Here is a 26233-nt window from a genome sequence, read left to right on the forward strand (position 1 = left end):
GCACCCATGACGAGGTTCGGCTACACCCTGATGACCGAGCAGAGCGGACCCCGCGAGCTGGTGCGCTACGCCGTCGCCGCGGAAGAGGTCGGCTTCGACTTCGAGGTCTCCAGCGACCACTTCTCCCCCTGGCTCACCGAGCAGGGGCACGCGCCGTACGCCTGGACCGTGCTGGGCGCGGTGGCGCAGGCGACGTCGCGGGTCGACCTGATGACCTACGTGACCTGCCCGACGATGCGGTACCACCCGGCGGTCGTCGCGCAGAAGGCGGCGACCCTGCAGATCCTCGCCGAGGGCCGCTTCCGGCTCGGTGTCGGCAGCGGCGAGAGCCTCAACGAGCACGTGGTCGGCGAGGGCTGGCCCGCGATCCAGGACCGCCAGGAGATGCTCGCGGAGGCCATCGACATCATCCGCGCGTTGCACACCGGTGAGCTCGTCGACTACCGCGGGGAGTACTACCAGGTCGACTCCGCCCGGGTCTGGGACGTCCCCGACGAGGGCGTCGAGATCGGTGTCGCGGTGGGCGGTCGGCGCGCGATCGAGGCGCTGGCGCCGTACGGCGACCACCTCATCGGGGTCGAGCCGGATGCCGCGCTCGTCGAGGACTGGAACGCCGTCGACGGCGCGAAGCGGATCGGCGACGGCGCGCGCGCCATCGGCCAGATCCCGATCTGCTGGGACCCCGACGAGGACACCGCGGTGAAGCGGGCCCACGAGCAGTTCCGCTGGTTCGGCGGCGGCTGGTCGGTCAACGCGGACCTGCCCACGCCGGCCGGGTTCGCCGCAGCCTCCCAGTTCGTCCGTCCCGAGGACGTCGCGGACTCGATCCCGTGCGGCCCCGACCTCGATGCCGTCGTGGAGGCCGTCAGCGCCTACTGGAAGGCGGGTTTCACCGACATCGCCGTGGTGCAGGTCGGCGACGAGGGCCAGGACCGCTTCCTCGAGGAGGCCGCCGGTCCCCTCCTGGAGAAGCTCCGGGCGGCGGCGCCCGCATGAGCGCCGCCGTTCTTCTGGACATCGACGGCACGCTGATCGACTCGACCTACCATCACGCGGTCGCATGGCAGCGCGCCTTCAGCCGGATCACCGACGTGCCCCCGATGTGGCGCCTGCACCGGGCGATCGGCATGGGCGGTGACCGCCTGGTCGCCGCGGTCGCCGACGACCGCACCGAGGAGAAGCACGGCGACGACCTCCGCGACGCCTGGCGGGAGGAGTACCTCGAGCTCAAGGCCGAGGTGCGTCCCCTCGACGGCGCGGCAGACCTGGTGCGCAAGCTGGCCGGTGAGGGCTTCGTCATCGCCCTCGCATCGTCGGGCGACCCCGAGTTCAGCCAGGAGGCGGTCGACCTGCTCGGCATCGGGTCCGACGTCGCAGCACTGCTGACCTCCGACGACGTCGACAGCTCCAAGCCCGACCCCGACCTCATCCAGCAGACCTTGGAGCGCGTCGGACCGGTCGAGGCCGCGGTCTTCGTCGGCGACACCGTCTACGACGTCGAGGCCGCCGGCCGCGCCGGGATCGGCTGTGTCACCCTGCGCACCGGCGGGTTCGGCAAGGCCGAGCTCGAGCAGGCCGGTGCGCTCCGCGTCGAGGACGCGGTGACCGACCTGCTCCGGCTCGACTGGCGCCGGGAGATGGACCGCTACTCGGCGTAGGCGTCCATCGGCGGGCAGGCGCACACGAGGTTGCGGTCGCCGTACGCCTGGTCGATGCGCGCGACCGGCGGCCAGTACTTGTCGGGGCTGATCCCGGCCGGGAAGACCGCCTCCTCGCGGGAGTAGGGGTGGTCCCACTCCCCCACGAGCGCGCGCGCCGTGTGCGGCGCGTGCCGCAGCGGCGAGTCGTCGACCGCGATCTCGCCCGCAGCCACCCGGTCGATCTCGGCCTTGATCGCGATCATCGCGTCGCAGAACCGGTCGAGCTCGCTGAGGTCCTCCGACTCCGTCGGCTCGACCATCAGCGTGCCGGCGACCGGGAACGACATCGTCGGGGCGTGGAAGCCGTAGTCGATGAGGCGCTTGGCGACGTCGTCGACGCTGACGCCGGTCTCCTTGGTGATCTCCCGCAGGTCGAGGATGCACTCGTGGGCGACCAGGCCCGAGTCGCCGCGGTAGAGCACCGGGTAGTGCTCACCCAGCCGGGCGGCGACGTAGTTGGCCGACAGCACCGCGACGGCCGTCGCCTGCGCGAGCCCCTCGGCGCCCATCATCCGCACGTAGGCCCACGAGATCGGCAGGATGCCGGTCGAGCCGTAGGGCGCAGCGCTGATCGCACCCACGCCCTCCCTCTTGGACTCCTCCGGGTGCAGCGGGTGCGAGGGGAGGTACGGCGCCAGGTGCTCGCGCACGGCGACCGGGCCGACACCCGGACCGCCACCACCGTGGGGGATGCAGAACGTCTTGTGCAGGTTGAGGTGGGAGACGTCGCCGCCGAACTGCCCCGGCTTGGCGTAGCCGAGCAGGGCGTTGAAGTTGGCACCGTCGATGTAGACCTGACCGCCGTGCTCGTGCACGATCTCGCAGAGCTCGGTGATGGTCTCCTCGTAGACGCCGTGCGTCGAGGGGTAGGTCACCATGATCGCGGCGAGCGTGGCCGAGTGCTGCGCGCACTTGGCGCGCAGGTCGTCGAGATCGACCGTGCCGTCGTCGTTGGCCTTGACCACGACGACCGACATGCCGGCCATCACCGCGGACGCCGGGTTGGTGCCGTGGGCCGACGACGGGATCAGGCACACCCGGCGGTCGTGGTCACCGTTCGCGTCGTGGAACGCCCGGATCGCAAGCATGCCGGCGAACTCGCCCTGGGCGCCGGCGTTGGGCTGGATCGATACCTTGTCGTAGCCGGTGACCTCCGCCAGCCAGCTCTCGAGCTGGGCCACCAGCTCCAGGTAGCCGGAGGCGTCCGACGCCGGCACGAAGGGGTGCAGGTCGGCGAAGCCCGGCAGCGAGATCGGCTCCATCTCGGTGGTGGCGTTGAGCTTCATCGTGCAGGAGCCGAGCGGGATCATGCCGCGGTCGAGCGCGTAGTCGCGGTTGGACAGCCGCGCGAGGTAGCGCAGCATCGACGTCTCGCTGTGGTGGGTGTTGAAGACCGGGTGGGTCAGGAAGTCCGTCGCGCGGCGCAGCCCGCCGGGCAGCGCGTCGGAGGTGCTGCGGTCGACGTCGTCGAGGTCGACCGGCTCCAGCCCGAACGCCTTGAGCACCGTCGAGACCGTCGCCCGCGTCGTGCACTCCGAGGTCGAGAGCGCGACGTGGTCGGCGTCGACCTGACGCAGGTGGACACCGAGGCTGCGCGCCGCGGCCACCACTGCCCCTGCGCGACCAGGGACGGCCACGGTGAGGGTGTCGAAGAACGTCTCGTTGGCCGGTGCGAACCCGCCTTCGGAGAGCGCGCGGGCCAGCACCGCGGCGTAGCGGTGGGTCCGGGTCGCGATCTGCTCCAGGCCCTCGGGGCCGTGGTAGACGGCGTACATCGACGCGGTCACGGCCAGCAGCACCTGGGCCGTGCAGATGTTGGAGGTCGCCTTGTCGCGACGGATGTGCTGCTCGCGCGTCTGGAGGGCGAGGCGGTACGCCGGCCGGCCCTCCGCGTCGAGCGAGACACCCACGAGCCGGCCCGGCAGCTGGCGCTCCAGGCCCGCGGCGACGCTCATGAAGCCGGCGTGGGGCCCGCCGTAGAAGAGCGGCACGCCGAAGCGCTGGCTCGATCCGATCACGACGTCGACGCCGAAGGCGCCGGGAGCCTCGAGCAGGGTGAGGGCGAGCAGGTCCGCCGCGACGACGGCGAGACCGCCGCGCTCGTGCACGGCCTCGACCAGCGGGCGGGGGTCCAGGATCCGGCCGGAGGCACCGGGATACTGGATCAGCACGCCCGCGAGGTCGCCCTCGGGGAGCCCCTGGGTCAGGTCGGCCACCACGACCTCCATGCCGATCGCCTCGGCCCGGGTGCGCACCACGTCGATGGTCTGCGGGAGCGCGTCGGCGTCGAGCACGAACGGTCCGCTGATGGAGCGCCGGGCACGGTGGACCAGGGCCAGCGCCTCGGCGGCGGCGGTGCCCTCGTCGAGCAGCGAGGAGCCCGACGTCGGCAGACCGGTCAGGTCGCTGATCATCGTCTGGAAGTTCAGCAACGCCTCGAGCCGGCCCTGGGAGATCTCGGGCTGGTAGGGCGTGTAGGCGGTGTACCAGCTCGGGTCCTCGAGCACGTTGCGGCGCACGACGGGAGGCGTGATCGTCGCGTGGTAACCCAGCCCGATCATGCTCTCCAGAGGACTGTTCGCACCGGCCATCGCCCGGAGCTCGGCCGCGACCGCGGCCTCGCTCAGCGCTGCGGGCAGGTCGAGCGGCGCGGTCGTGCGGATGGCCTTGGGCACCGCGGCCGACATGAGCTCCTCGAGCGAGGAGTAGCCGAGCCGGTCGAGCATCGAGGCGACGCCGGCGTCGTCGGGGCCGAGGTGGCGGCTGAGAAACGGCAGCGCGGCGTCGAGCTCGGGCAGGGTGGGGACGTCGGACAAGGGAGACACCTCAGGGATCGTTCGATCTGGTCGCCCTCCCCCTCTGTCACCGCGACGATGAGGTTCCAGAGTTGCCCGGCCGCGCGGTCCAGGGTGCCTGAGAGGTTCCGGGGAGGATTTGCCCCTTCGGCGCTGGGCCAGGCCCAGACTCTCCCGCGCGGGATCAGCAGGGCCGACAGTATCAGCCCGGGTGCGGTCGGCTCGAGGCTCAGCCCGCGTTGCGGGCGGCGCGGCGAGCGGCGAGCTCGTCGCCGGCGAGCGTCTCGCCCGACTCGGTCGTCTCCTGGGCGGCGTGCTCGCTCGGCAGCTGGGCCAGCGTGCCCTCGATCTCGCGCCAGACACCGCCGATCGCGATGCCGAAGACGCCCTGCCCGCCCTGGAGCAGGTCGATGACCTCGTCGTTGCTCGTGCAGTAGTAGACCGAGGCGCCGTCGCTCATCAGCGTGACCTGCGTCAGGTCGTCGGTCCCGCGCTCGCGCAGGTGGGTGACGGCCGTGCGGATCTGCTGCAGCGAGATGCCCGCGTCGAGCAGCCGCTTGATGACCTTGAGGATCAAGATGTCGCGGAAGCTGTAGAGCCGCTGCGAGCCGCTGCCCTTGGCACCCCGCACGCTGGGCTCGATCAGGCCCGTGCGGGCCCAGTAGTCGAGCTGGCGGTAGGTGATGCCGGCGGCGTTGCAGGCGGTCGGCCCGCGGTAACCGAGGTCGCTCGGGAGCGGCGACACGTCGTCGGTGAAGAGCAGTCCCTGCTCCTCGGCGACGCCGGCGGCGACGTCGGCAGCCTGGCTGCCTGCGTCGGGCTGGTGCTCGTTCACGCGGTCCTCCGCTCGGTGGGGGTCTGGCGTCGGCCCCGCGAAGGAGCCGACACATCAAGGTACGGCGCGGTGTGAGGGTCGGTCAAAGACCGCGGCCCGGCGTGTCGCAACTCTCACCCTTAAGTTGAGGGTTAGCCCCGTTCAGTGGGCTTCGAAGTCCTCCGGCGAGACGTGGTCGAGGAACTCACGGAAGCGTTCGACCTCGTCCTCCTGCTCGGCCGGGACGGCGAGACCGGCCTCGTCGAGCACCTCGTCGGCACAGAAGATCGTGGTGCCGGTGCGCAGCGCGAGCGCGATCGAGTCCGACGGTCGTGCGCTCACCTCGACGCCGGAGCCGAAGACGAGCGTGGCGTAGAAGACGCCGTCCTTGACGTCGGTGATGCGCACCTGGGTCAGCTCGTTCTCCGTGGCCGACAGGATGTCCTTCATGAGGTCGTGCGTGAGCGGCCGGGGCGGCACGACCCCCTGCTGGGCGAAGGCGATCGCCGTGGCCTCCACCGCGCCGATCCAGATCGGCAGGTAGCGGTCACCAGACACCTCCCGTAGCAGGACGATCGGCTGGTTGGAGGGCATCTCGACCCGCACACCCATCACGTCGACCTCGCGCATGGCACCACCCTACTCCGGGACCGTAGGCCTCGGAGCGGGCCCGTCAGAGCCGGCGCAGACCGGCTTTGACCAAGGTGGCGTGCAACCGCACGGACAGCGCGGCGATCTCGCTGATCGCCTCCTCGGCGCGGGCCGAGGCGGTCGCGTCGCGGCTCCGGCGGACCGGGGCGACGACCTGCTCGACGAGTCCGACCTCGCGGTCCGCGGCCGTCTTGAACGCGCGCAGGTGCCGCGGCTCGAGGCCGAACGCGGCCAGGTCGCGCGCCGCCTGGGCGATCACCAGGGCGTCGGTGTCGTAGTGGCCCGTGGGCCCCGACGAGATCAGTCCGTAGTCCTCGAGCTGGCCGAGCAGCGCCTCGTCGATCTCCGCGATCTTCACCAGCTCCTTGCGCGAGAGACGGAACTTGTCGGTGCGCCGGAAGGACTCCGCGGCCGGCAGACCGTCCTCGGAGAGCGCGACCCTCGGCACCGTGGGCACGACCGGGTCGATCTGCGGCGGCTCGAGCCCCCGGTCGATCGCGTCGAGGTGCTCGCGGATGACGTCGAGCGGGAGGTAGTGGTCGCGCTTCATCCGCAGGACGTAGCGCAGCCGTTCGACGTCGACGTCGGAGAACTTGCGGTAGCCGGCCGGGGTGCGTTGGGGCTTGATGAGCCCCTTCTCCTCCCAGAACCGGATCTTGGGGATCGTGATGTCCGGGAAGTCCGGGCGCAGCAGGTCGAGGACCTGACCGATGTTGAGGAGCGCGTCGTGGCGCTCGGCGGACGAGATCCCCACGAGCGTCAGACGTCCTCGTGCCCTGCGAAGAACACCAGCCGGTACTTGCCGATCTGGACCTCGTCGCTGTCCTTGAGTGCGATGGTCTCGATGCGGTCGCGGTTGACGTAGGTGCCGTTGAGGCTGCCGACGTCGCTGACCGTGTAACCGTCACCCGCGCGGTTAAACACCGCGTGGCGGCGCGAGACGGTCACGTCGTCGAGGAAGATCTCGCTCTCCGGGTGGCGACCGGCGTTGACCACCTCTTGGTCGAGCAGGAACCGGCTGCCCGCACCCGGACCCTTCTGGACGACGAGCAGCGCGGAGCCCCGCGGCAGGGCATCGACGGCCGCGGCGTCGATGGCGCTCAGCTGCCGGTCGGAGGTCTCGACCTTGTCGGCGCCGCCGAAGCTGATCGTGGCCGTGGCGTCGCCGGGCTCGATCGTCGGTTCGGGCGCGACGAGTCGCGTGCCGCACTGGGAGCAGAACCGGGCATCGTCCGGGTTCTGGCGACCGCAAGCGGTGCAGAAAGGCATCAGGTCTCTCCTCGATCCTTCCCTCAAGGTGAGGTTGAGGGCGATGGTTCGAACCTACACCAGCAAGCTCGACCGGGCAGGGCGTCGGGGGGCTACCCGCCGATGTGACCCTCGTAGCCCGCCGCGTCGAGCAGCTGGTCGACCTCGCCGGCGTCGGTCGGCACGATCTCGAAGAGCCAGCCGTCGCCGTACGGGTCGCTGTTGACCAGCTCGGGCGTGGCGTCGAGCGCCTCGTTGCGGGCGACCACCTCGCCACCGACCGGGGCGTAGACGTCGCTCACCGACTTCGTCGACTCGAGCTCACCGCACGGGGTGCCGGCAGTGAGCGAGGCGCCCACGTCGGGCAGCGACACGTAGACGATGTCGCCGAGAGCGTCCTGCGCGTAGTCGGTGATGCCGACCCGCACCGAGTCGGGCTGCTCGCCCGGAGTGCGCAGCCACTCGTGCTCGACGGTGTACCTGAGGTCCTCTGGGGTCATGGGCGCCAAGGCTACTCACTCCGGCGGTCAGCCGGCATCAGGGTCGGCGAAGTCCGGTTGGTCGACCTCGCGCACCGACTCGATGTCGATGGAGGACAGCTGGTCGACGTCGAGGGTCGCGCCGTCCTCCTCCAGCTGCTTGCGGGGGCCGAGCAGGAACTCCAGGGACGACGCGAGCAGCGAGGGGTCGCCGATGACGTCGAGGACGTACGGCGCCTGGACCAGCTTTCCGTCGACCAGGAAGCCGCCCGAGGTCTCCTCGAACGACGTCTGCGCGACGATGCGGGTCGTGCCGTTGAGCTGCATCGCCTCGGCCTGCGCGGTGCGCAGCTCCTCGATCGTGTCGAGCAGCGAGGACAGGGTGACGTGCCCGGTCTCCTCCTGGATCGTGATCCGGATGCCGGGCCCGGTCACCGGCACCAGGCCGGCGAGGATGTTGAGGTCCTCGACCTCCTTCTGCGCCTGCTCCAGAGCGGTGCGCCGCTTGCTGGTGTCGTCCTGCAGCTGGTCGCGCACCTTCTCCAGCTCCGCGATCTGGTCCTCGGCGCGCTGCCGGGTGCCGGCGAGCGCCGAGAGGATGTCGATCAGCTCCTGCTCGCGCTGGCCCGAGTAGTTGTCGTCGGAGTCGTTGGCGCGGACCTGGGTGACCGCCGCGAAGCCGAGCACCGCCAGGAGCAGCCCGACGACCAGCTGGCTGCGCGAGGGCCGGGCGAGGCCCGCCGCCAGACGCTGCCGCGGGCCGTCCGCAGCCGGGCCGTCCGTCGCCGGGCCGTCCGTCGCCGGGCCGTCCTCCTCCGGCGGAGCGGGGTCAGGCATGGAAGACGTGCCTCCGGATGGCCGCGACGTTGGTGAAGATCCGGATGCCGAGCACGACGATGACGCCGGTCGAGAGCTGGCCGCCGACACCGAGCCGGTCGCCGAGGTAGACGATGCCCGAGGCGATCACCACGTTGCTGATGAACGAGACCACGAAGACCTTGTCGTCGAAGATCCCGTCGAGGTAGGCCCGGAGCGCGCCGAACACCGCATCGAGCGCCGCGACGACCGCGATCGGGAGGTAGGGCTCGAGGCCGAGCGGCACGTCGGGCTGGAACACGAACCCGAGCACGACACCGACCAGCAGGCCGAGAACTGCGATCACGTGCTACCCGTCTCCTTCCGGCGGTCGATCGTCCTTGGGCGCCTGCTGGGCCGACCGTAGCTGGCGCATCCGCGCCGGCGCAGCCGGTAGTCGCAGGTCGTCCACATTGTCCACGTCGTAGGACCAGCCGTAGTCGGCGGCCAGCAGGGCGAACTGCTGACCGCTGCCCGTGTCGACCAGCCGCGACGACAGCGTGTTCTCGTTGCCGATCACCTGGACGACGTACGGCGGGGCGATGCCGATGCTGTTCACCTCGATCGCCGTGCCGGAGTTGCGGATGGCGGTGCGCGACGCGATCCGCTGCCCGTTGATCGCGATCGCCTCCGCGCCGGCCTCCCACAACGCGTTGGCCAGGAGGGCGAGGTCGGAGTCGCGGATGTGCTCGGTGTCGGGGTCGGAGTTGACCGCGTTGTCGAGCTGGATCCGGATGCCCTCCCCCACCACCGGGGTGTAACCCGCCATCGCGCCGAGGTCGGTCGCGTTGCCCTCGACGTCGTTGACCACGCCGTTGAGGTCGAGCTCGTCGGCCTCGGCCGCGGCGTTGGCGGCGCGCAGGTCGGAGATCTGCTGCTGCAGCTGGCGTACCGACGCGCGGCGGGTGTCGATCCGGTCGATGAGCGAGGCCCGGCTCGCGTTGGTGACGTCGGCGTTGCGGGAGGTCTGGACGGCCGCGATCGTGACGAGGAACCCGAAGACCAGCACGACCGCGATCACGCCGAGGCCGCCCCTGCGCCAGCCGTGTCCCGTGCGGGGAGGAAGGCCCCGCTGCGCTCGCCGGCGGGCCACCATCTGGTAGTCGCGCTCCAGCGCCTCCTCCGTGAGGAGGGTCAGCAGCGGCGTGCGCGTGCGAGCGGTCGCGTCGGCTCGCGTGTCGTCCTTCGTGTCGGCGCGGGAGTCGGTCATCACGCTCCCGACGAGCGGGCGTGCCGGCGCTCGGTGGTGGCGAGCAGCTTGCGGACCTGCCACGCGTAGAGGATGCCGGCCCACCAGTAGAGACCGATCCCCCACAGCGCCAGCGCCCAGCCGAAGGGCTGGGCGAGCTCGGCGACCGTGCCGTCGCCGTCGCCGAGGAGGAGGAGCGGGAAGGCGTAGAGCAGGTTGAAGGTCGCGGCCTTGCCGACGAAGTGCACCGGGAGCGCGCTGTAGCCGCGGGTCCGCAGCAGCGGCACCAGTCCCCACAGGAGCAGGTCGCGCAGCGGCAGCGACAGCGCGAGCCACCACGGCACGATGTCGCGCAGCCCGAGGCCGACGACCACCGCCAGGATGTAGAGCCGGTCGGCGACCGGGTCGAGCACCTGGCCGAGCGTCGAGGTCTGGTCGAGCTTGCGGGCCAGCCAGCCGTCGAGGAAGTCGGTGATGCCCGACAGCGCCAGCACCAGCAGGGCCCAGGCGTCCTCCTCCGGTCCGAGCACCAGCCACAGGAAGAGCGGCACACCCAGGAGCCGCAGGAAGCTCAACAGGTTGGGAAGGGTGAGGACGGCTCCCGAGGTTCCCTCGTCACGCGTCGTCGGAGCCACGGAGGACACCCTAGTTCGGCCTCAGCCCGATTCGTCGGAGTGGGCCGCGTCGCGGATCTCGCCGACGAGCTCCTCGATGACGTCCTCGAGCGCCGCCACACCGAGCGTCGTGCCGTCCTCGTCGACGACGCGCGCCATGTGCGCGCCGCGCCGTTGCAGGTTCTCCAGCACGTCGTGGAGCAGGGCGTCCTGCCCCACCGTCGCGAAGGGCCGCACCCACCGGTCGGCGACCGGCCGCTGGCGCCGGGCCTCGTCCGGCTCGAGCACGTCCTTGATGTGCAGGTAGCCGATCAGCTCGGTCGCGCCCTGCGGGCCGTGGTCCACCACCGGGAACCGGCTGAACCCGGTGGCCGCGCACACCGCCTCCACGTCGGCACCGGTGGAGCCCCGCGCGACGGTCGTGAGCGACTCCGGACGCATCATCACGCCTGCCACCGTCTTCTCGGTGAAGCCGAGGGCGCCGGCCAGCCGGTCGTACTCGTCCTTGGCCAGCAGCCCCTCACCGCGCGACTCCTCGACGAGGGCGGCGACCTCCTCACGGGTGAAGGTCGAGCTGAGCTCGTCCTTCGGCTCGATCCGGAGCACGCGCAGGATGGCCTTCGCCATCGCGTCGAGCAGCACGATCACCGGCCGGAGCACGGTCACCAGGCCGAGCATCGGCGGCGCGAGCAGCAGCGCCGCGCGGTCCGGGCCGGCGAGGGTGATGTTCTTCGGCACCATCTCGCCCAGCACCACGTGGAGAAACGCCACGAGCCCGAGGGCGACCGCGAACCCGACGGGATGGAGGAGCTCGTGGGGCAGGTGGGCCGCCTCGAACGCCGGCTCGATCATGTGCGAGATCGCGGGCTCCGCGATCGCGCCGAGGAGGAGCGAGCAGACGGTCACGCCGAGCTGGATGCCCGCGATCATGTGCGGCATCCGGCCCAGCGCGTGCAGGGTCGTGCGCGCCAGCCTCGAGCCCGCCTGCGCGCGCGGCTCGATCTGGCTGCGCCGCGCGGAGACCAGGGCGAACTCGGTCGCGACGAAGAACGCGTTGCCCGCGAGCAGCAGCACGGTGACGAGCAGGGCGGTGACGTCACTCATCGGCGCTCCCCTCCCGCTCGACCAGGCGCATCGACAGGCGGTCGATCCGCAGGCCGTCCATGTGCTCGACCGTCAGCACCACCTGGCGCTCGACCGGCTCGTCCTCGTCGTGCTGGTCCACCAGGGGTACGACGACCTGGTCCCCCGTGCTGGGGATCCGGCCGAGGTGCTTGAGGACCAGGCCGGCGATCGTGTCGTAGTCCTCGCCCTCGGGCAGCTCGAGCTCGGTGAGGTCCTCGACCTCGTCGGGCCGCAGGAGCCCGGAGAGCGACCAGGTGCCGTCGCGGCGCAGGCGTCCGCGGCTTCCCAGCCGGTCGTGCTCGTCGGAGATGTCGCCGACGATCTCCTCGACCACGTCCTCCAGGGTCACGATGCCGGCGTGGCCGCCGTACTCGTCGAGGACGACGGCCATCTGGAAGCCGTCCTTGCGCAACAGCGCCATCAGCGGGTCGAGGCGCAGGCTGTCGGGCACGACGATCGGCTTGGCCATCAGGTGCTTGACCTTGGTCGTCGACCGTTCGAGGACGGGCAGCGCGACCGCGTTCTTGACGTGGACCGTGCCGACGACCATGTCCTGCTCGTCGAGCACCGGGAAGCGCGAGTGGCCGGTCTCGCGGGCGAGGTCGATGACCGCGCTCGCCCGGTCGTTCTCCTCCAGCGACCGGGTGCGCACGCGAGGCGTCATGATCTCGGCCGCGGTCCGGGTGCCGAACTCCACGGACTTCTCCATCAGCTCGGCGGTGTCGGCGTCGAGGGTGCCGACGTCGGCGCTGCGCTGGATGAGCGAGGCCAGCTCGGTCGAGCTGCGCGCCGAGCGCAGCTCCTCCTGGGGCTCGATGCCGAACCACCGCACGATGGCGTTGGCGGCGCCGTTGAGCACCCGGATCGGCAGCCTGATTGCCCCCGTGAACGCGCGCATCGGCCCCTGCGTGGCCCGCGCGGTCGCCATCGGCAGCGCGAGGGCGACGTTCTTGGGCACCAGCTCGCCGACGAGCATCGTGAGCACGGTGCTGAGCACCAGCGCCGCGGTGAGCGCCACGGGGTCGACCGCGCCCTCGGCGAGCCCGACGGCCTCCAACGGGCCGCGGAGCAGCTCGGAGACCGCGGGCTCGGCGAGGAAGCCGATGCCGAGGTTGGTCGCGGTGATGCCGACCTGCGCGCCCGAGAGCTGCGTCGACAGCGACCGGAGGGCGTGCTGCACGCCGACCGCCGTCGCGTCACCCCCGGCGGCGGCCTTCTCGACCTGGCTGCGGTCGACCGTGACGAACGCGAACTCCGCCGCGACGAACATGCCGCACAGCAGCACGAGGAGCACCGCGAGCAGGAGCAGGAGCAGGGCTGTTGTCATCGCGGAGTCATCGGGGGCGCGCCCGGATGTCGACCAGCTGGCTGTGCTGTCATGGTCGATGAATCGTAGCGACCACGGTCAGCCCGCCGACGCGTGCAGGTCGGAGATCACCGGCGGCTCGGTCGCCGCGCGGACCTGGTCGACCGTCACACCGGGCGCGAGCTCGACCAGGTGCAGACCGTCGGCCTCGATGTCGATCACGCAGAGGTCGGTGATGATCCGCTCGACCACGCCCAGCCCGGTGTAGGGCAGGGAGCACTCCTCGACGATCTTGTAGCCGCCGTCGCGGGCGGTGTGCTCCATCAGCACGATCACCCGCTTGGCGCCGTGGACCAGGTCCATCGCGCCGCCCATGCCCTTGACCATCTTCCCGGGGATCATCCAGTTCGCGATGTCGCCCTTCACCGAGACCTGCATCGCGCCGAGGATGGCCGCGTCGATCTTGCCGCCGCGGATCATCCCGAACGACGTCGCCGAGTCGAAGAACGAGGCGCCGCGGTTGACCGTGACGGTCTCCTTGCCGGCGTTGATCAGGTCGGGGTGGACCTTGTCCTCGGTCGGGTAGGGGCCGACGCCGAGGATGCCGTTCTCCGACTGGAGGATCAGCTCGACCCCCTCTGGGACGTAGTTGGGCACGAGCGTCGGAAGCCCGATCCCGAGGTTGACGTAGGAACCGTCGCTCAGCTCGGCTGCCGCACGTGCGGCCATCTGCTCGCGGGTCCAGCTCATGCGGTCACCGCCTGTCCTGAGGAGCCGAGGGACGAGGCGTCCCGAACGGTCCTCTTCTCGATCCTCTTGTCCTCGGCCTGCTCGGGGGTGAGCGCCACGACGCGGTGCACGAAGACGCCCGGCGTGTGGATGTTGTTGGGGTCCAGCTCGCCCGGCTCGACGAGCTCCTCGACCTCCGCGATCGTGATGCGACCGCACATCGCCGCGAGCGGATTGAAGTTGCGCGCGGAGTCGCGGTAGACGAGGTTGCCGTGCCGGTCGCCCCTCCAGGCCCGCACCAGCCCGAAGTCGGCGACGATCGCCTCCTCGAGCACGAAGTCGCGGCCGCCGAAGGAGCGCACCTCCTTGGGAGGCGAGGCGACCACGACCGCGCCCGCGTCGTCGTAGCGCCAGGGCAGGCCGCCGTCGGCGACCTGGGTGCCGACGCCGGTCGCGGTGTAGAAGGCCGGGATGCCGGATCCTCCGGCACGCATCCGCTCGGCCAGGGTCCCCTGCGGCGTCAGCTCCACCTCGAGCTCACCGGAGAGGTACTGACGCGCGAACTCCTTGTTCTCCCCCACGTAGGACGACACCATCCGGCGGAGCCGGCGGGCGAACAGCAGCCGCCCGAGCCCCCACTCGTCCACACCGCAGTTGTTGGAGACCGCCTCCAGGTCGGTCGCGCCCTGCTCGAGGAGAGCGTCGATCAGGACCGACGGGATGCCGCACAACCCGAAGCCCCCCACCGACACGGTCGCCCCGTCCGGAATGTCCGCGACCGCCTCTGCAGCGCTCGCCACCACCTTGTCCATCTGTCCTCATGCCCTCCCTGAGCGAAGTTCGCGTGACCCGTCTCACGAGAACTCTAGAGTGGCCGGGTGAGCGAGCTGTCACAGCAGCGCCTGGCGATGCTGTTCTCCGACATCGAGGAGTCGACGCTGCACGCGCAACGGCTCGGTGACCGGTGGAAGGACGTCATCCGGCTGCACCGCGAGACGTGCCGGCGGGCGTGGTCCGCGCACCAGGGGCACGAGGTCGACACGGCGGGTGACGGCTTCTTCGTCGTCTTCGGCGCGGTGCCCGACGCGGTCGACGCGGCGATCCAGGCGCAGCGCGAGCTGACCGCCGCGACCTGGCCGGGAGGCCGCCCGATCCGCAGCCGGATGGGCCTCCACGTGGGTCTGGTGTCGTCGTACGACGGCAGCTACGTCGGCTACGACGTGCACCGCGCCGCGCGCATCATGGGCACGGCCAACGGGGGGCAGGTCGTGGCGTCGCAGGCGGTGATCGCCGCCTTCGCGACGAAGCCCGACGGGATCGAGTTCACCGACCTCGGGCGGCACCCGCTGAAGGACCTGGCGGAGGAGGAGCGGCTCTTCCAGATCCACGCCGAGGGGATGCTGTCGTCGTTCCCGCGGATCAAGTCGCTCGGCACGTCGGGCGCGGCGGCCGCCGTCATCGCCCGCACGCTCTACCGGCCGGCCGCGGTGGCCACGGCCGAGCTGATGATGGACGACGGTCGGATGCTCGTGGTCAACGAGCACGGCCTGCGGATCGGCCGGATGCCCGACAACGACCTGGTGCTCACCGACACCCTCGTCAGCAGGTACCACTGCGCGATCACCGGCACCCCGGCCGGCTTCGTGCTGACCGACCTGCAGTCCACGCACGGCACCACCGTCAACGGCGAGCAGGTCACGACGGCGCGGCTCCTGGTCGACGGCGACGAGCTCGTCGTCGGCTCGACCCGCTTCACCTTCACCCAGCCGGCGTGACCGGAGCACCGGGCAGCGGCGCCGGGTTGTGCTCGGGCTCGTTCGGCAGCTCGCGCACGGCCGCGCCGAAGACCGAGATCGTCTCGGCCAGCGCCCGCGCCTCCGCCTCGCCGAGGCTCAGCACCTCCAGCGGCGAGGTGGCCCGCACCGTCGCCGTACGACGCGTCTTCTCGAAGACCGCCTTCTCGCCGAAGTGGTCGCCGGGACCGAGGGCGGTGACGACCACCTCGCCCTCGGGCGTCTCGCGGACGATGTCGGCGGTCCCGCTCGTGATCACGTAGATCGCCTGGCCGACCTCGCCCTGGCGGACCACCGCCTGCCCGGTCTCGTAGTGCTCGCGTCTCAGGCCGTAGGGCGTCGCGACCCCGACGCCCACGATGTCGCGGCCGAAGAACGGGGCGCACAGCCAGTCGAAGGCGATGTCGGCCTTGCGCTCGCGCGACGGCACGTACCACCAGAAGAACGCGCGCCACACGATCCACGCGGGCGTGCCGTAGAACCGGAACCCCTTCAGGTGGGACACGGCCTTGTGCCGGCCCAGCGAGCAGGCGTCGCCGAGCCCGGGGAAGGTGAACCTCTTCAGCGGCTTCCCCTCGAGCTGGCGCACGATGTTCCTGCCGATCTGCCGGCCGCCGTACATCGCGTAGATCGCGACGGCGGGACAGGTGCCGCCCTGCGGATGGGGTACGGCGGCGCAGTCACCGGCTGCCCAGACGTCGTCGGTCCCCGGCACCCGCACGAACTCGTCGGTGATCACCCGGCCGCGCTCGTCGCGCTCGTAGGGCATCAGGTCGAGCAGCGGCGACAGGGCGGTGCCCGACGAGCTGATGATCGAGCGGGTCGGCACGACGGTGCCGTCGCTGAGGATGGCCTCGTCGCGCGTCGCCGCGGAGATCCGGGTGCCGGTGAGCACCTCGATGCCGGCCTTGGCGATGGTCTTCTCCGCGTAGCCGATGAGCTTGGGCTGCCGCTCCCCCAGCTCCGGCAGGATCCGCGCGCCGGAGTGCACCATGACGACCCGGATCTCGGACGGGTCGAGGCCGGCGTACTCCTTCTTCGCGAGGCGCTGGAAGTACTCCATCAGCTCGGTCGCGACCTCGACGCCGCCGAACCCGGCGCCGACGACGACGAAGGTGAGCAGCCGTTGTCGCTCGACGGGGTCCGGCTCGACCTCGGCCATCTCGAGCATGGCCAGCAGGTGGCTGCGCACCTTGAAGTTGTCGGAGTAGGTCTTCAGCTGCAGCGCGTGCTGGGCGATGCCGGGGTAGCGCGAGAGGTCGTCGATGGAGCCGAGCGCCACCACGAGGTGGTCGTAGTCGAGCACCTGCTCCTTGCCGTCGAGGAGCCGCGAGGTGGTGACGGTCTTCTTCTCGACGTCGACCGACTTGATCTCGGCGTTGTGGAAGCGCGCGGGCGGGAAGAGCCGCCGCGACGGGCTGGTGATGTTGGTGGGCGACACCTTGCCGGTCAGCATCTCGGCGATGAAGCCGTGGAACGTGTGGAAGTTGTCGCGGCTGACGATGGTCAGCTCGACGTCGCCCCGGTTGATCGCCTTCTTCAGCGACCGCGACAGGTAGATCGCCGACCAGCCGCCGCCCAGGCACACCACGCGCAACGCCGCCATCAGCTCTCCTCGTTCCATCGGGCGATCGTCTCCATGGTCGAGCGGTAGCCGACCTCGACGATCTGGTCCAGGTGTCGCATGTCCAGCGTGTCGTAGTCCGCGACCGGCGGTGCGATGAACCGCACGTCGCCGCGGAGCCGTTGGGCGGAGGCGGCGCGGTCGCTCGCCAGGGTCGCCGTGCGCTCGAGGATCCGCACGATGCTCGGGAAGGCGGTGCCGGCGGACCGGCGCACCCGGTGGCGGATCACGTCGACGAGCCCGGGCGGGTGCTCCCACTGCATGCCGACGGAGAAGCTGCGCGGCGGGGAGACGTCGCTGGCGTAGATCGTGCCGGCGCCGGTGCTGCTCATCGGGTCGACCGGCAGGTTGTCGAGGACCCCGCCGTCGACGAGCAGCTCGCCGTGGTCGATCACGGGGGCGACGATGCCGGGGATCGACATGCTCGCGAGCACGTAGCGCGCGAGCGGGCCGCTGGTGTGGATCTGGCTGCGGTTGCGGGTGAGGTTGGTCGAGGTGCAGAAGAACTCACGGGCCTGGTCCTCGATCCGGCGGTCGCCGAAGGCACCGGCCATCGCCGTCCGGCTGCGGTGCGATCCGTGCAGCGCGACGAAGGGGAAGGTGAAGCCCTTCAGCGGACGGATCTCGTGCCAGATCCGGCGGTTGCCCTCGACGATGCCGTCGGCGTCGAGCCCGGTCGACCAGAGGCCTCCGACCAGCGCGCCCATGCTGCTGCCGCCGATCCGGTCGATCTCGATCCCCGAATCGGTCAGGGCGCGCAGCACGCCGATGTGGGCGAAGCCCCGCGCTCCACCCCCGCCGAGCACGAGACCGGTCGCCGTGCCGGTGAGGTGACGGCCGAGGCGGCGCCAGTCGGCGTCGGAGCCGGCGACCACGTGGGACTGCCGGGCGAAGCCTCCGCTCTCACGCCACAGCTGGGCGATGCCCGGCGTGGGACGGCCCGACGGGCGCACGAGGAGCAGCTCCCGGGGCACGCCGGGGGCGACCGCGGTGATCCGGGCGAGCAGCCGTCGGGCCTCCCGGTCGGGACGGACTCCCGCCGGCGCGGCGACGACGACCCGGTCGGCGCGACGGAGGGCCCGCTCGGTCCACGGCGAGTCCGGCTCGGGGTCGGCGACGAGGAGCACCAGCGGGTGCTCGACCTCGGCGTTGTCGAGGTAGTCGGCGAGCCCGCGCTCCTCGGCCGACCCCGCCGGCGACCGGGCGGCGCCGGCCCCGACCGTCGCGTCGACGGTCGCCGCGTCGAGCGCTCGGAGCGGGGTGGCGGCGCCGAGGCGGGTGGCGACCTCGTGCGCGTCGGTGCCGGCGACCGGGACGAGCGCGACCGTCGCGGGTGCACTGGTACGCCGCGGGGGGCTGCCCGGGAGCAGCCAGCCCGCGACGACGCGGGTGAGCTGGAGCGCGCTGCGCGGGTCCTCCTCCATCAGCCTCTCGAAACGGGCACGCGACAGCCGCCCCACCAGCGTGTCGCGAACGGCGCGCACGGTCGCCGTACGCCTCGATCCGGTGAGGAGCGCGACCTCGCCCACCGTCGATCCGCGACCGATCTCGCGCACGATGGTCTCGGTGCCGTCGGCGCCGAGGACCGCGACGTTGAGGCGGCCACCGGCGACGACGTAGAGGTCGTCGCCGGGATCGCCCGCGCGCATCAGCACCTCGCCGCGGTCGAGCACGGTCCACTCCATCGAGCGCGCCAGCTCCTCCAGGCGCGCCTCGGACATGCCCCGGAACACCGCGCAGCCGGCGAGCGCCCCGGCCGCGTGGCGCGGCTCAGCCCGGATGGTCCGCATCGCCTGCCCCGGGCTGGACCAGTCGTGCGAGTCGCTTGATGTTGCGGAGGTTCTTGAAGGTCACGTTGTCGGTCGTGGAGTTGCCGCCGAACGTGCCGCAGCCGAGCGTCAGCGAGGGCGTGAGCCCGGTCGTGACGCCGAAGACGCCGTGGGCGCCGGGTGAGTTCGCAAGGATCCTGCTCGTCGGCATCAACGCCCCGAACCGGGCCACCCGCTCCGGGTCCTGGGAGTGCACGATCGAGGTGTGCCCGGTGCCCATGAACCCGAGCAGGCGCAACGAGAGCGCGATGGCCTCGTCGTCCCCGTCCACGTCGAAGAGCGAGAGCACCGGCGTCATCTTCTCGGCCGCCAGGGCGCTGTCCTCGCCGTCCCAGGTCGCCGGCACCACGATCACCTTGATCTCGTAGGGTCGCTCGATGCCGGTGAACCCCGCGATCGTCGCGGCCGACTGCCCGACCGTGACGCCCTGGAACCGGTTGGTCGCCGGGTCGATCGCCGCGGCCAGGAACCGCTCTGCCTCGTCCGGGGAGAGCACTGCCGCGCCGTTCTCCTCCAGTCGCGCGACGAACTCCTCGCGGACACCCCTGTCGACCACCAGGTTGTGCTCGGCCCCGCAGATCACGCCGTTGTCGAAGGACTTCGACATCACCACCGCGGCGGCCGCCCCGCTCAGGTCGGCGTCCGGGGCGATCCACGTGGGCGCGTTGCCCGGGCCGACGCCGAGCGCCGGCGTACCGGAGCTGTAGGCGGCCTGCACCATCGCCGCCCCACCGGTCGCGAGGATCAACGAGACGCCGGGGTGGCTCATGAACTGCTGCGTGAGCTTGCGGCTCCCCCGCTTCTGCACCCACAGCACCAGGTCCCGCGGAGCGCCCTCGGCCTCGAGGACACCCTGGATGAGCTCGCCGACCCGGTTGCCGACGCCCAGCACGGCGTGGTGGAAGCTGAGGATGACGGAGTTGCGCGACTTCAGGCAGACCAACGTCTTGAAGTACGCCGTCGCGACCGGGTTCGTCACGGGCACCAGCCCGAACACGACGCCCGCCGCGGCGGCGATCTCGGTGACCTGGGTGCGGTCGTCGGTGCTGATCGTCCCGGCGCCGACCTGTCCGACCAGCGAGTCGTAGACGCCTTGCGCCGCGACCATGTTCTTCAGCGTCTTGTCGTCGACGTTGCCGATGTGGGTCTCCTCCACGGTCGCCGCGGCCAGGGGCGCGGCGTGCTCCAGGAAGACCGCCGTGAGCTTGCCGAGCAGCGCGTCGACGCGGTCCTCCGGCCAGTCCGCGAACTCCGCCTGGGCGGCCACCGACCGCGACACCAGCTCGTCGACGACGGGGTCCGGCGCAACGGCGAACATCAGGTCGGAGACCTGGTCGGTGAGCGCGCGGAGCTTGGCCGTCGCATCGCGCGCGAGCTCGAGGGTGAGCGCGAGCGCGGCCGCCGGCTCCCGGCTGCTGAGCTCGTCGATGCTCGCCGTGGTGATCGTCCGGGCGCGCACGTGGGTGTCGGCCACCGCGGTCGCCGAGCGTGGCAACCGGTCGAGCAGCGCGACCTCGCCCAAGGTCGCCCCAGGGCCCTCGTAGCGGAGCACCGACTCGGTGTCGACCTCGGGCAGCTCGAGCTCGATGCGCACCTCGCCCTCGTCGATGAAGTACGCCGCGTCGCCCTCGTCGCCCTCGGTGAAGATCGTGGTGCCCGGCGCGAACTCGACCTCGGTCAGCAGCTTCGCGACCGTCTCCCGGTGCTCCTCGGAGAGGGCGTCGAAGAATCCGGGAAGGCCCATCGCTACCGCCTCCTGGGGCGTGAGGGATCCGAGCGGCCGCCCGGACGGCCCTCGTCATGCTAGGGCTCCAGTCTGTCCCTCACCACCGCCGTTCGGGCGATATCGGGCCGACTCGATCGCGGCTCAGTGCACCTGGCCGCTGTCGGGGTCACCTTGCAGCGACGAGGTGTCCACCGCCTCGAACCGGTCGGCCGGGATCTGCTTGAGGTCCTCGATCAGCCGACCGGGCCACCGGCTGTTCTGCTCGCCCTGGAAGAACCAGGGGCTGCCGTTGTCGGCGAGCACCAGGCCGTAGGTCTGCATCGCGGCCACGACCCTCTTGGCGTAGGTGCCGAAGCCGCTCGTGTCGAAGTCCGGCGCCAGGCGGAAGCGGGCACCCATCGGCGGGTAGTCGTGACTGCCGTGGCTGCCCGCGTCGTGCCGGGCCGGCCACAGGTGCCACCGGCTCGTCTCGTCGGTCGTGAAGCGGATCGCGTGGTCGATCGTGTCGTCGTGGACCTCCTTCCACCGCAGCAGCCCGGGAAGGACGGGGAGGCCGGCCGCATCGGCCGAGGTCCAGCCGTCGGGACGGAGGGCGTTGCTGCCCAGGTCCCACGTCGCGCCCGACCCCGCGCGCCAGTGGCCGGGCCGCGACCGGGTCGCCCAGGTCTCGTAGAGCCGACAGCGGTCCTTGTCGACGACGATCGCGTGCCGGTCTCCGTCGCTGTGCCGGCCGCCCTCGATCCGGGTGTCGCGGCCGAGAGGGTAGCGGACGTGGTCGCTCTCGTCGGCGTAGTCGAAGCGCACCCGCACCCTTCGGTGGTCGCCGCCCACCACGGTCACCGGGATCCCGTAGGCCGGCCCGTCGCCGTACGACGGCCCGAAGTCGGGGTGCAGGTCGACACCGCTGGACATGTGGCGCAGCCACCGGTCGCTCAGCAGGTGCTGCGGAAGATCGGAGACGTCGGCATGCCACCAGTTGTCGGCAGGGAACACCTGGCAGCCGCTGACCGGTGCGCGCGGGGGCGCGGCGGCCGACGACGAGGTGTCGCGACCAGCGGCCGTGCACGCCGCGAGGCCCGCAGCGAGCAGCAGCGCGACGGCCCGGTTCACGACCGGCTCACCGGGGTCCGTCGGGGTGGATGCTGCGGGTCTCACCGCGGATGTGCCGGCGGGCCCGGCGGCTCGGCGTCGGCGGCGTGATCGACCGGGCGATCGAGATCGTCACGAACACGAGCATGTTGACCGCGACGAACGCTGCGAGCACGCGGAACCACTGCTGGTCCAGGGTGCTCTCGGGCAGCAGCACGCCCCACACGGCCACGATCTGGTTCGCCACTCCCCCATGCTGCACCCGGTGTGGCTCCCGCGACAGGCTGTGCCGCCAGTTCGGGCCGACCGTCGGGCAGGACCATCCTTTCGGACTAGTCGTCGCCGCCGCGGTCCTCGTCGTCGACCTCGTGGTCCTCACCCACGGTGGGCACGTGCCGGGTCGTCGCGATCTGCCGCGCGACCTCGGCGAGCTTGGCGTTCGTGGTCGATGAGATCCTGCGCAGCACCGCGAAGGCCTGGTCGATGGTGAGGTCGAAGCGCTCGACGAGGATGCCCTGGGCGATGCCGATCAGGTGGCGGGAGGACACGGCCACGGACAGGCCCTCGACCTGGCGGGCGGCCGCGAGCGCGTGGGCCGCATGGACCGTGAAGAGCAGGGCGAGGTCGACGTCGTCGTCGTCGAGGAAGCACCCGGCCTCCTCGGCGTAGAGGTTCAGGGCGCCGATCCGCTCACCATGTGCGAGGAGGGGGACGCTCAGCAGGGACCCGACCCCCAGCGATGCCGCCGCAGGTCCCCACGAGGCCCACCGGGGGTCGTCCGCCACGTGCGGGCTCCGCATCCAGTCCGCGGAGTCGGCGCTGGCGACGCACGGACCCTCGTCGAGCTCGTACTGCAGTCCGTCCGCCTTCTGCGCGATGTCGGAGGACGCGGCCAACGTCGCGTGGTGGTGGCCCCGGGTCCGGATCGTGATGCTCGCACTCGTCGCGTCGTGCAGCACCTCGACGGCCAGGGCCACGATCGCCTCGACGGTGGCCTGCGCGTCCGGCTCGTCGTGCAGCTCGGTCGCCAGCCGCGCCATGAGCGTCGCGAGGTCGGTCTCCATGGCGTCTCCCGTGCGTGAGATCAGCCGGCGGGGCGCCGAACCGTGCTCGCCAACCTACTCCTCGCAACGGTGAGCGCGGGCGCGGCGGAAATTTTCCCCGGGAAGGGAACCGCACAGGGCCCGCCAGGCTCTTGACTGGGTGAGAGCACGCGAGGACAGGGGCGCCGATGGGAGCACGGCCGTGGGAGCAGGAGTACTGCGACTACTTCACCGCGCGGCGCCGGCCGTTGATGCGGACGGCGCACGCCATCCTCGGGAGCTGGACGGCGGCCGAGGACGTCACCCAGCAGACGTTCGTGCAGCTGTACGTGTACTGGCCGCGCATCCAACGCACCTCCGTCGACTCCTATGCCCGTCGGGTCCTCGTCAACGCCTGCTTCTCCTCGCTCCGCAAGGGGCGCCATGAGGTGCTGGCCGACGAGGTGCCCGATCGGACGGACACGGATGCGGCGGTTGCGACCGAGCAGCGGCTCGACCTGACGGCCGCGCTGCGGCGGCTGTCCGCGCGCGACCGGGCCGTGCTGGCCCTCCGCTTCCTCGACGACCTCCCGGTCGCCGCGGTCGCGGAGGTGCTGGAGCTTCCGGTCGGGACCGTCAAGAGCCAGACGTCGCGTGCTCTCACCCGCTTGGAACAGCTCCTGGCCGAGTCCAGCCCGGCCCCCGACCTCTGTGAGAGGAACTCAGGATGAACGTCGAAGACCAGTTGCGTGACCACTACCGCGACGACGCCGCCGAGATGCTGGGTGGCCCCGACCTCTCGGCCGTCCTCGACCGCGGACGACGTCGCCGCCGTACCCGCGTCGCCGGAGGCGTGGGCGCGGGGCTCGCTGCCGTCGCGGTCGCGGCCGTCGCCACGGCGTCGGTCCTCGGCGGCAGTACGACGACCACCGGGTCCGATCCCGCGCGCGGCGCCGACCCGGCCGCGGGTCCCGCGGACTCCGCTGCCGGCGCGGTCGACTTCGTGGCCGGCACCGACGTCGACGACACCGTGCAGGACGTCGTGGCGTCCCACCTCACGATGCTGGGCGCCCCCGACGACGTCTACCCGAGCGACTGGTCGACCAACGGCCCCATCCCCGATGCCTACTTCGCCGCCGCGACCGACTGGCAGGCGGCGTACCCGGTCGCCGACGGGGAGCGCGCGCTCGTGCTGATGGGATACCCCAAGCCCGGCGAGTCCACCGACTGCCCCACGTGCCACGAGCAGAGCGTGCCCGGCGGGACCCTGTCGACCCAGGTGTCCCGCCTCCAGACCACCGGCGAGTGGCTCTTCATGACGAGCCTGGTGCGCGACGACGGCTTCCGGGTCAGCGTCATCGACTACGTGACCGCTCCCAGGCTCGCCCAGGCGCGCGCCGCGCGCTCGATCAGCGACGCCGACGCCACCGCCGTCGTCCGGGATGCCCGGATGCACTTCGCCCCACCGGCTGGTTCCTGACCCGACGTCCGCGCTGCTGTCGGTCAGGCGAGCCTGGAGCGCAGGAGGTCGATGAACTCGTCGGCCATGGCGAGCTGCCGGACCAGCTTCGCCCGGCGGCCCGCTGTCTCTTCGAGGAGATCCGCGAGCCGCTCGTGGGCGGCGGAGCCGCGCTGGTGCTGGCGCCGGGGACTGCCGATCGACTCGATGTCGGTCAGCGTCGCGGCCATCTCCTCGAGCGTGAAGCCGAGGGGCTTCATCCGGCGGATGAGCAGCACCTTCTCGATGTCGGCCTCGGTGTAGAGCCGGAAACCGCCCTCGGTGCGCCCCGATGGCCGGACGAGGCCGACCTCGTCGTAGTGGCGAAGGGTGCGCAGAGAGAGCTCGGTCCGAGCAGCGACTTCCCCGATGTGCACGGCGGTCGCCGCAGCTGGCGCTTCGACCGACGGTAGGTCGCCGGTCACGACTCCTCCTCGTACTGCTGCACGATTCCAACCCTACCCTCACGTAACGGTAGGTTTGGCACTCAAGGACTTCTGCCAGCCACCGGGCCCGCACGCGTCCGAACGCACGCCATCTCCCGGCCCTACGGCTCAGCCGCGCCGGGCGACCACTGAATCCCGATCGGAGCACCCTTGACCCGCCCCACGCGCGAGCATGCGCCCGGCACCCAGCGCCTGGCACTGCCCGCCATTGAGCCCACGGTCCGCACCGCGCTCCGCTCGCCGGCGATGCTGCGCACCGAGGTGCTTGCCGGACTGGTGGTCGCCCTCGCACTCATCCCCGAGGCCATCTCGTTCTCGATCATCGCCGGAGTCGACCCGCGGGTCGGGCTGTTCGCCTCGTTCACGATGGCCGTCTCGATCGCCTTCCTCGGCGGCCGGCCGGCGATGATCTCCGCCGCGACCGGCGCCGTCGCGCTCGTCATCGCGCCGGTGGCCGAGAACTACGGCATGGACTACTTCATCGCCACCGTCCTGCTGGCCGGCGTCTTCCAAGTCGTCCTCGGACTCTCGGGGGTGGCCCGCCTGATGCGATTCATTCCCCGCTCCGTCATGGTCGGATTCGTCAACGCTCTGGCCATCTTGATCTTCCTCGCCCAGATCCCCCACATGATCGACGTGCCGTGGCTGGTCTACCCGATGATCCTCGTCGGCATCGCCGTCATCGTCGGCTTCCCCCGCATCACCACGGTCATCCCTGCTCCACTCGTCGCCATCGTCGCGCTGACCGGGTTCACCGTCCTGGCAGCACTCACCGTGCCGAACGTCGGCGACGAGGGCGAGCTGCCCGACAGCCTCCCCTCGCTGTTGATCCCCGACGTCCCGCTGGAGCTGCACACCCTGAAGGTCATCGCCCCCTACGCGCTGGCGATGGCGCTGGTCGGACTGCTGGAGTCGCTGCTGACCGCGAAGCTGGTCGACGACATCACCGACACGCACTCCAACAAGACCCGCGAAGCATGGGGCCAGGGCGCCGCCAACGTCATCACCGGCTTCTTCGGCGGCATGGGAGGCTGCGCCATGATCGGCCAGACCATGATCAACGTGAAGGCGTCCGGCGCCCGCACGCGCATCTCCACCTTCCTCGCCGGCACCTTCCTCCTCATCCTGGTCGTCGGGTTCGGCGACGTCGTCGCCGTGATCCCGATGGCCGCCCTGGTCGCGGTGATGGTCATGGTCGCCGTCGGCACCTTCGACTGGCACTCGATCCAGCCCGCCACCCTGCGGCGGATGCCGAAGTCGGAAACCCTCGTGATGCTCTCGACGGTCGCCGTGACCGTTGCCAGCCACAACCTCGCCATCGGTGTTGTCGTCGGAGTCTTGGTGGCGATGACGCTGTTCGCCCGCCGAGTCGCCCACCTCACCGAGACCCACCGGCAGGTGGTCGACGACGAGCACGGCAAGCCCACGGCCGTCTACCGGGTGACCGGCGAGCTCTTCTTCGCCTCCAGCAACGACCTCTACACCCAGTTCGAGTACGCCGAGGACCCCGACCTGGTCGTCATCGACCTCACCGACTCCCACATCTGGGACGCCTCCACCGTCGCTTCCCTGGACGCCATCACGACCAAGTACCAGCGCAAGGGCAAGTCCGTCGAGATCATCGGCTTGAACGACTCCAGCGCAGAACGCCACCGTCGACTCACCGGACAGCTCGCCACCCACTGAGCGGCGCTGCCGCCG

At 71.2% G+C, this 26233-nt stretch carries 27 protein-coding genes and 1 riboswitch; of the genes, 6 read left to right on the forward strand and 21 right to left on the reverse strand.

Annotated features, from left to right (window positions below):
• The first annotated feature begins 6 nt into the window (after window positions 1–6).
• Together ACAX67_RS21005 and ACAX67_RS21010 are read left to right on the forward strand one after the other, a co-directional pair.
• Window positions 7–996, forward strand: a complete 990-nt coding sequence (locus ACAX67_RS21005; protein WP_370705858.1) for an LLM class F420-dependent oxidoreductase — start codon at window positions 7–9, stop codon at window positions 994–996.
• Entirely contained in the window at window positions 993–1658 is a 666-nt protein-coding gene (locus ACAX67_RS21010) for an HAD family hydrolase (RefSeq protein ID WP_370705859.1), read from the forward strand. Before ACAX67_RS21005 ends, ACAX67_RS21010 begins: the two co-directional genes overlap by 4 nt.
• Here the strand turns inward: ACAX67_RS21010 and gcvP are convergent.
• From gcvP to ACAX67_RS21080, 14 genes are all read right to left on the reverse strand, one after another.
• Window positions 1646–4516 carry an aminomethyl-transferring glycine dehydrogenase gene (gene gcvP / locus ACAX67_RS21015; RefSeq protein WP_370705860.1) on the reverse strand — a complete coding sequence of 957 codons (2871 nt, stop codon included), beginning with the start codon at window positions 4514–4516 and terminating at the stop codon, window positions 1646–1648. The two genes, ACAX67_RS21010 and gcvP, sit on opposite strands and share 13 nt — an antisense overlap.
• 74 nt (window positions 4517–4590) lie before the next feature.
• A riboswitch (glycine riboswitch) is annotated at window positions 4591–4682 on the reverse strand.
• A gap of 42 nt (window positions 4683–4724) precedes the next feature.
• Window positions 4725–5330, reverse strand: a complete 606-nt coding sequence (locus ACAX67_RS21020; protein ID WP_370705861.1) for a MerR family transcriptional regulator — start codon at window positions 5328–5330, stop codon at window positions 4725–4727.
• 141 nt (window positions 5331–5471) lie between these two features.
• Window positions 5472–5939 (reverse strand): bifunctional nuclease family protein, encoded by a 468-nt coding sequence (locus ACAX67_RS21025; protein WP_370705862.1) that lies wholly within the window; start codon window positions 5937–5939, stop codon window positions 5472–5474.
• A gap of 43 nt (window positions 5940–5982) precedes the next feature.
• Complete coding sequence (gene ftsR, locus ACAX67_RS21030; RefSeq protein WP_370705863.1) at window positions 5983–6714, reverse strand: transcriptional regulator FtsR; 732 nt, start codon at window positions 6712–6714, stop codon at window positions 5983–5985.
• A 5-nt stretch (window positions 6715–6719) separates the two neighbouring features.
• Window positions 6720–7229, reverse strand: coding sequence for a zinc-ribbon and FHA domain-containing protein (locus ACAX67_RS21035; RefSeq protein ID WP_370705864.1), 510 nt, complete (start codon window positions 7227–7229; stop codon window positions 6720–6722).
• A 92-nt stretch (window positions 7230–7321) separates the two neighbouring features.
• A complete protein-coding gene (gene gcvH, locus ACAX67_RS21040; protein ID WP_370705865.1) occupies window positions 7322–7708 on the reverse strand; it encodes a glycine cleavage system protein GcvH in 387 nt (128 codons plus the stop codon).
• Between the two features lie 27 nt (window positions 7709–7735).
• Window positions 7736–8524 carry a DUF881 domain-containing protein gene (locus tag ACAX67_RS21045; RefSeq protein WP_370705866.1) on the reverse strand — a complete coding sequence of 263 codons (789 nt, stop codon included), beginning with the start codon at window positions 8522–8524 and terminating at the stop codon, window positions 7736–7738.
• Entirely contained in the window at window positions 8517–8849 is a 333-nt protein-coding gene (locus tag ACAX67_RS21050; protein WP_370705867.1) for a small basic family protein, read from the reverse strand. The genes ACAX67_RS21045 and ACAX67_RS21050 overlap by 8 nt, the downstream gene beginning before the upstream one ends.
• Window positions 8850–8852: 3 nt before the next feature.
• Window positions 8853–9752 (reverse strand): DUF881 domain-containing protein, encoded by a 900-nt coding sequence (locus tag ACAX67_RS21055; protein WP_370705868.1) that lies wholly within the window; start codon window positions 9750–9752, stop codon window positions 8853–8855.
• Entirely contained in the window at window positions 9752–10366 is a 615-nt protein-coding gene (clsA, locus tag ACAX67_RS21060; RefSeq protein ID WP_370705869.1) for a cardiolipin synthase ClsA, read from the reverse strand. Before clsA ends, ACAX67_RS21055 begins: the two co-directional genes overlap by 1 nt.
• Before the next feature lie 21 nt (window positions 10367–10387).
• Window positions 10388–11449: a hemolysin family protein gene (locus tag ACAX67_RS21065; RefSeq protein WP_370705870.1), complete on the reverse strand. Its 1062-nt coding sequence runs from the start codon at window positions 11447–11449 to the stop codon at window positions 10388–10390.
• Window positions 11442–12797 carry a hemolysin family protein gene (locus tag ACAX67_RS21070; RefSeq protein WP_370705871.1) on the reverse strand — a complete coding sequence of 452 codons (1356 nt, stop codon included), beginning with the start codon at window positions 12795–12797 and terminating at the stop codon, window positions 11442–11444. The genes ACAX67_RS21065 and ACAX67_RS21070 overlap by 8 nt, the downstream gene beginning before the upstream one ends.
• A gap of 78 nt (window positions 12798–12875) precedes the next feature.
• The gene (locus ACAX67_RS21075; protein WP_370705872.1) at window positions 12876–13526 is read right to left on the reverse strand and encodes a CoA transferase subunit B; all 651 of its coding nucleotides are present in this window, start codon (window positions 13524–13526) and stop codon (window positions 12876–12878) included.
• Window positions 13523–14317, reverse strand: a complete 795-nt coding sequence (locus ACAX67_RS21080) for a CoA transferase subunit A (RefSeq protein ID WP_370705873.1) — start codon at window positions 14315–14317, stop codon at window positions 13523–13525. Before ACAX67_RS21080 ends, ACAX67_RS21075 begins: the two co-directional genes overlap by 4 nt.
• Before the next feature lie 66 nt (window positions 14318–14383).
• Between ACAX67_RS21080 and ACAX67_RS21085 the strand changes: the two genes are divergently transcribed.
• Complete coding sequence (locus ACAX67_RS21085) at window positions 14384–15280, forward strand: FHA domain-containing protein (protein ID WP_370705874.1); 897 nt, start codon at window positions 14384–14386, stop codon at window positions 15278–15280.
• On the opposite strand, the gene ACAX67_RS21090 is transcribed toward ACAX67_RS21085, so the two are convergent.
• The 6 genes from ACAX67_RS21090 to ACAX67_RS21115 all read right to left on the reverse strand — a co-directional run bounded on the left by ACAX67_RS21090 (window position 15264) and on the right by ACAX67_RS21115 (window position 22630).
• Window positions 15264–16922, reverse strand: a complete 1659-nt coding sequence (locus ACAX67_RS21090) for an FAD-dependent oxidoreductase (RefSeq protein ID WP_370705875.1) — start codon at window positions 16920–16922, stop codon at window positions 15264–15266. The genes ACAX67_RS21085 and ACAX67_RS21090 overlap by 17 nt on opposite strands.
• Window positions 16904–18712 carry a patatin-like phospholipase family protein gene (locus ACAX67_RS21095; protein WP_370705876.1) on the reverse strand — a complete coding sequence of 603 codons (1809 nt, stop codon included), beginning with the start codon at window positions 18710–18712 and terminating at the stop codon, window positions 16904–16906. Before ACAX67_RS21095 ends, ACAX67_RS21090 begins: the two co-directional genes overlap by 19 nt.
• A complete protein-coding gene (locus ACAX67_RS21100; protein WP_370705877.1) occupies window positions 18693–20495 on the reverse strand; it encodes an aldehyde dehydrogenase family protein in 1803 nt (600 codons plus the stop codon). Before ACAX67_RS21100 ends, ACAX67_RS21095 begins: the two co-directional genes overlap by 20 nt.
• A gap of 123 nt (window positions 20496–20618) precedes the next feature.
• On the reverse strand, window positions 20619–21587 hold the full coding sequence (locus ACAX67_RS21105; RefSeq protein ID WP_370705878.1) for a hypothetical protein: 969 nt from the start codon (window positions 21585–21587) through the stop codon (window positions 20619–20621).
• Between the two features lie 7 nt (window positions 21588–21594).
• The gene (locus ACAX67_RS21110; RefSeq protein WP_370705879.1) at window positions 21595–21813 is read right to left on the reverse strand and encodes a hypothetical protein; all 219 of its coding nucleotides are present in this window, start codon (window positions 21811–21813) and stop codon (window positions 21595–21597) included.
• A gap of 85 nt (window positions 21814–21898) precedes the next feature.
• On the reverse strand, window positions 21899–22630 hold the full coding sequence (locus ACAX67_RS21115; RefSeq protein ID WP_370705880.1) for a GAF and ANTAR domain-containing protein: 732 nt from the start codon (window positions 22628–22630) through the stop codon (window positions 21899–21901).
• A 167-nt stretch (window positions 22631–22797) separates the two neighbouring features.
• Between ACAX67_RS21115 and ACAX67_RS21120 the strand changes: the two genes are divergently transcribed.
• Window positions 22798–23319, forward strand: coding sequence for a SigE family RNA polymerase sigma factor (locus ACAX67_RS21120; protein ID WP_370705881.1), 522 nt, complete (start codon window positions 22798–22800; stop codon window positions 23317–23319).
• Window positions 23316–24068, forward strand: coding sequence for a hypothetical protein (locus ACAX67_RS21125; RefSeq protein WP_370705882.1), 753 nt, complete (start codon window positions 23316–23318; stop codon window positions 24066–24068). Before ACAX67_RS21120 ends, ACAX67_RS21125 begins: the two co-directional genes overlap by 4 nt.
• Window positions 24069–24091: 23 nt before the next feature.
• Here the strand turns inward: ACAX67_RS21125 and ACAX67_RS21130 are convergent, their stop codons facing one another.
• On the reverse strand, window positions 24092–24511 hold the full coding sequence (locus ACAX67_RS21130) for a MerR family transcriptional regulator (RefSeq protein WP_370705883.1): 420 nt from the start codon (window positions 24509–24511) through the stop codon (window positions 24092–24094).
• A gap of 171 nt (window positions 24512–24682) precedes the next feature.
• Between ACAX67_RS21130 and ACAX67_RS21135 the strand changes: the two genes are divergently transcribed.
• A complete protein-coding gene (locus ACAX67_RS21135; RefSeq protein WP_370705884.1) occupies window positions 24683–26218 on the forward strand; it encodes a SulP family inorganic anion transporter in 1536 nt (511 codons plus the stop codon).
• Window positions 26219–26233: the final 15 nt, after the last annotated feature.

Source organism: Nocardioides candidus (genome assembly GCF_041321175.1).
Classification (GTDB): Bacteria; Actinomycetota; Actinomycetes; order Propionibacteriales; family Nocardioidaceae; genus Nocardioides.

Coding starts and splice junctions, on each gene's coding strand:
- ACAX67_RS21035 (WP_370705864.1), bottom strand. CDS start 7,229: ATGCCTTTCTGCACCGCTTGCGGTCGCCAGAACCCGGACGATGCCCGG.
- ACAX67_RS21075 (WP_370705872.1), bottom strand. CDS start 13,526: ATGAGCTGGACCCGCGAGCAGATGGCCGCACGTGCGGCAGCCGAGCTG.
- ACAX67_RS21125 (WP_370705882.1), top strand. CDS start 23,316: ATGAACGTCGAAGACCAGTTGCGTGACCACTACCGCGACGACGCCGCC.
- ACAX67_RS21005 (WP_370705858.1), top strand. CDS start 7: ATGACGAGGTTCGGCTACACCCTGATGACCGAGCAGAGCGGACCCCGC.
- ACAX67_RS21070 (WP_370705871.1), bottom strand. CDS start 12,797: ATGACAACAGCCCTGCTCCTGCTCCTGCTCGCGGTGCTCCTCGTGCTG.
- ACAX67_RS21080 (WP_370705873.1), bottom strand. CDS start 14,317: ATGGACAAGGTGGTGGCGAGCGCTGCAGAGGCGGTCGCGGACATTCCG.
- ACAX67_RS21095 (WP_370705876.1), bottom strand. CDS start 18,712: ATGCGGACCATCCGGGCTGAGCCGCGCCACGCGGCCGGGGCGCTCGCC.
- ACAX67_RS21115 (WP_370705880.1), bottom strand. CDS start 22,630: ATGGAGACCGACCTCGCGACGCTCATGGCGCGGCTGGCGACCGAGCTG.
- ACAX67_RS21120 (WP_370705881.1), top strand. CDS start 22,798: ATGGGAGCACGGCCGTGGGAGCAGGAGTACTGCGACTACTTCACCGCG.
- ACAX67_RS21045 (WP_370705866.1), bottom strand. CDS start 8,524: ATGCCTGACCCCGCTCCGCCGGAGGAGGACGGCCCGGCGACGGACGGC.
- ACAX67_RS21025 (WP_370705862.1), bottom strand. CDS start 5,939: ATGCGCGAGGTCGACGTGATGGGTGTGCGGGTCGAGATGCCCTCCAAC.
- gcvH (WP_370705865.1), bottom strand. CDS start 7,708: ATGACCCCAGAGGACCTCAGGTACACCGTCGAGCACGAGTGGCTGCGC.
- ACAX67_RS21065 (WP_370705870.1), bottom strand. CDS start 11,449: ATGAGTGACGTCACCGCCCTGCTCGTCACCGTGCTGCTGCTCGCGGGC.
- ACAX67_RS21055 (WP_370705868.1), bottom strand. CDS start 9,752: ATGACCGACTCCCGCGCCGACACGAAGGACGACACGCGAGCCGACGCG.
- ACAX67_RS21010 (WP_370705859.1), top strand. CDS start 993: ATGAGCGCCGCCGTTCTTCTGGACATCGACGGCACGCTGATCGACTCG.
- ACAX67_RS21100 (WP_370705877.1), bottom strand. CDS start 20,495: ATGGGCCTTCCCGGATTCTTCGACGCCCTCTCCGAGGAGCACCGGGAG.
- ACAX67_RS21090 (WP_370705875.1), bottom strand. CDS start 16,922: ATGGAACGAGGAGAGCTGATGGCGGCGTTGCGCGTGGTGTGCCTGGGC.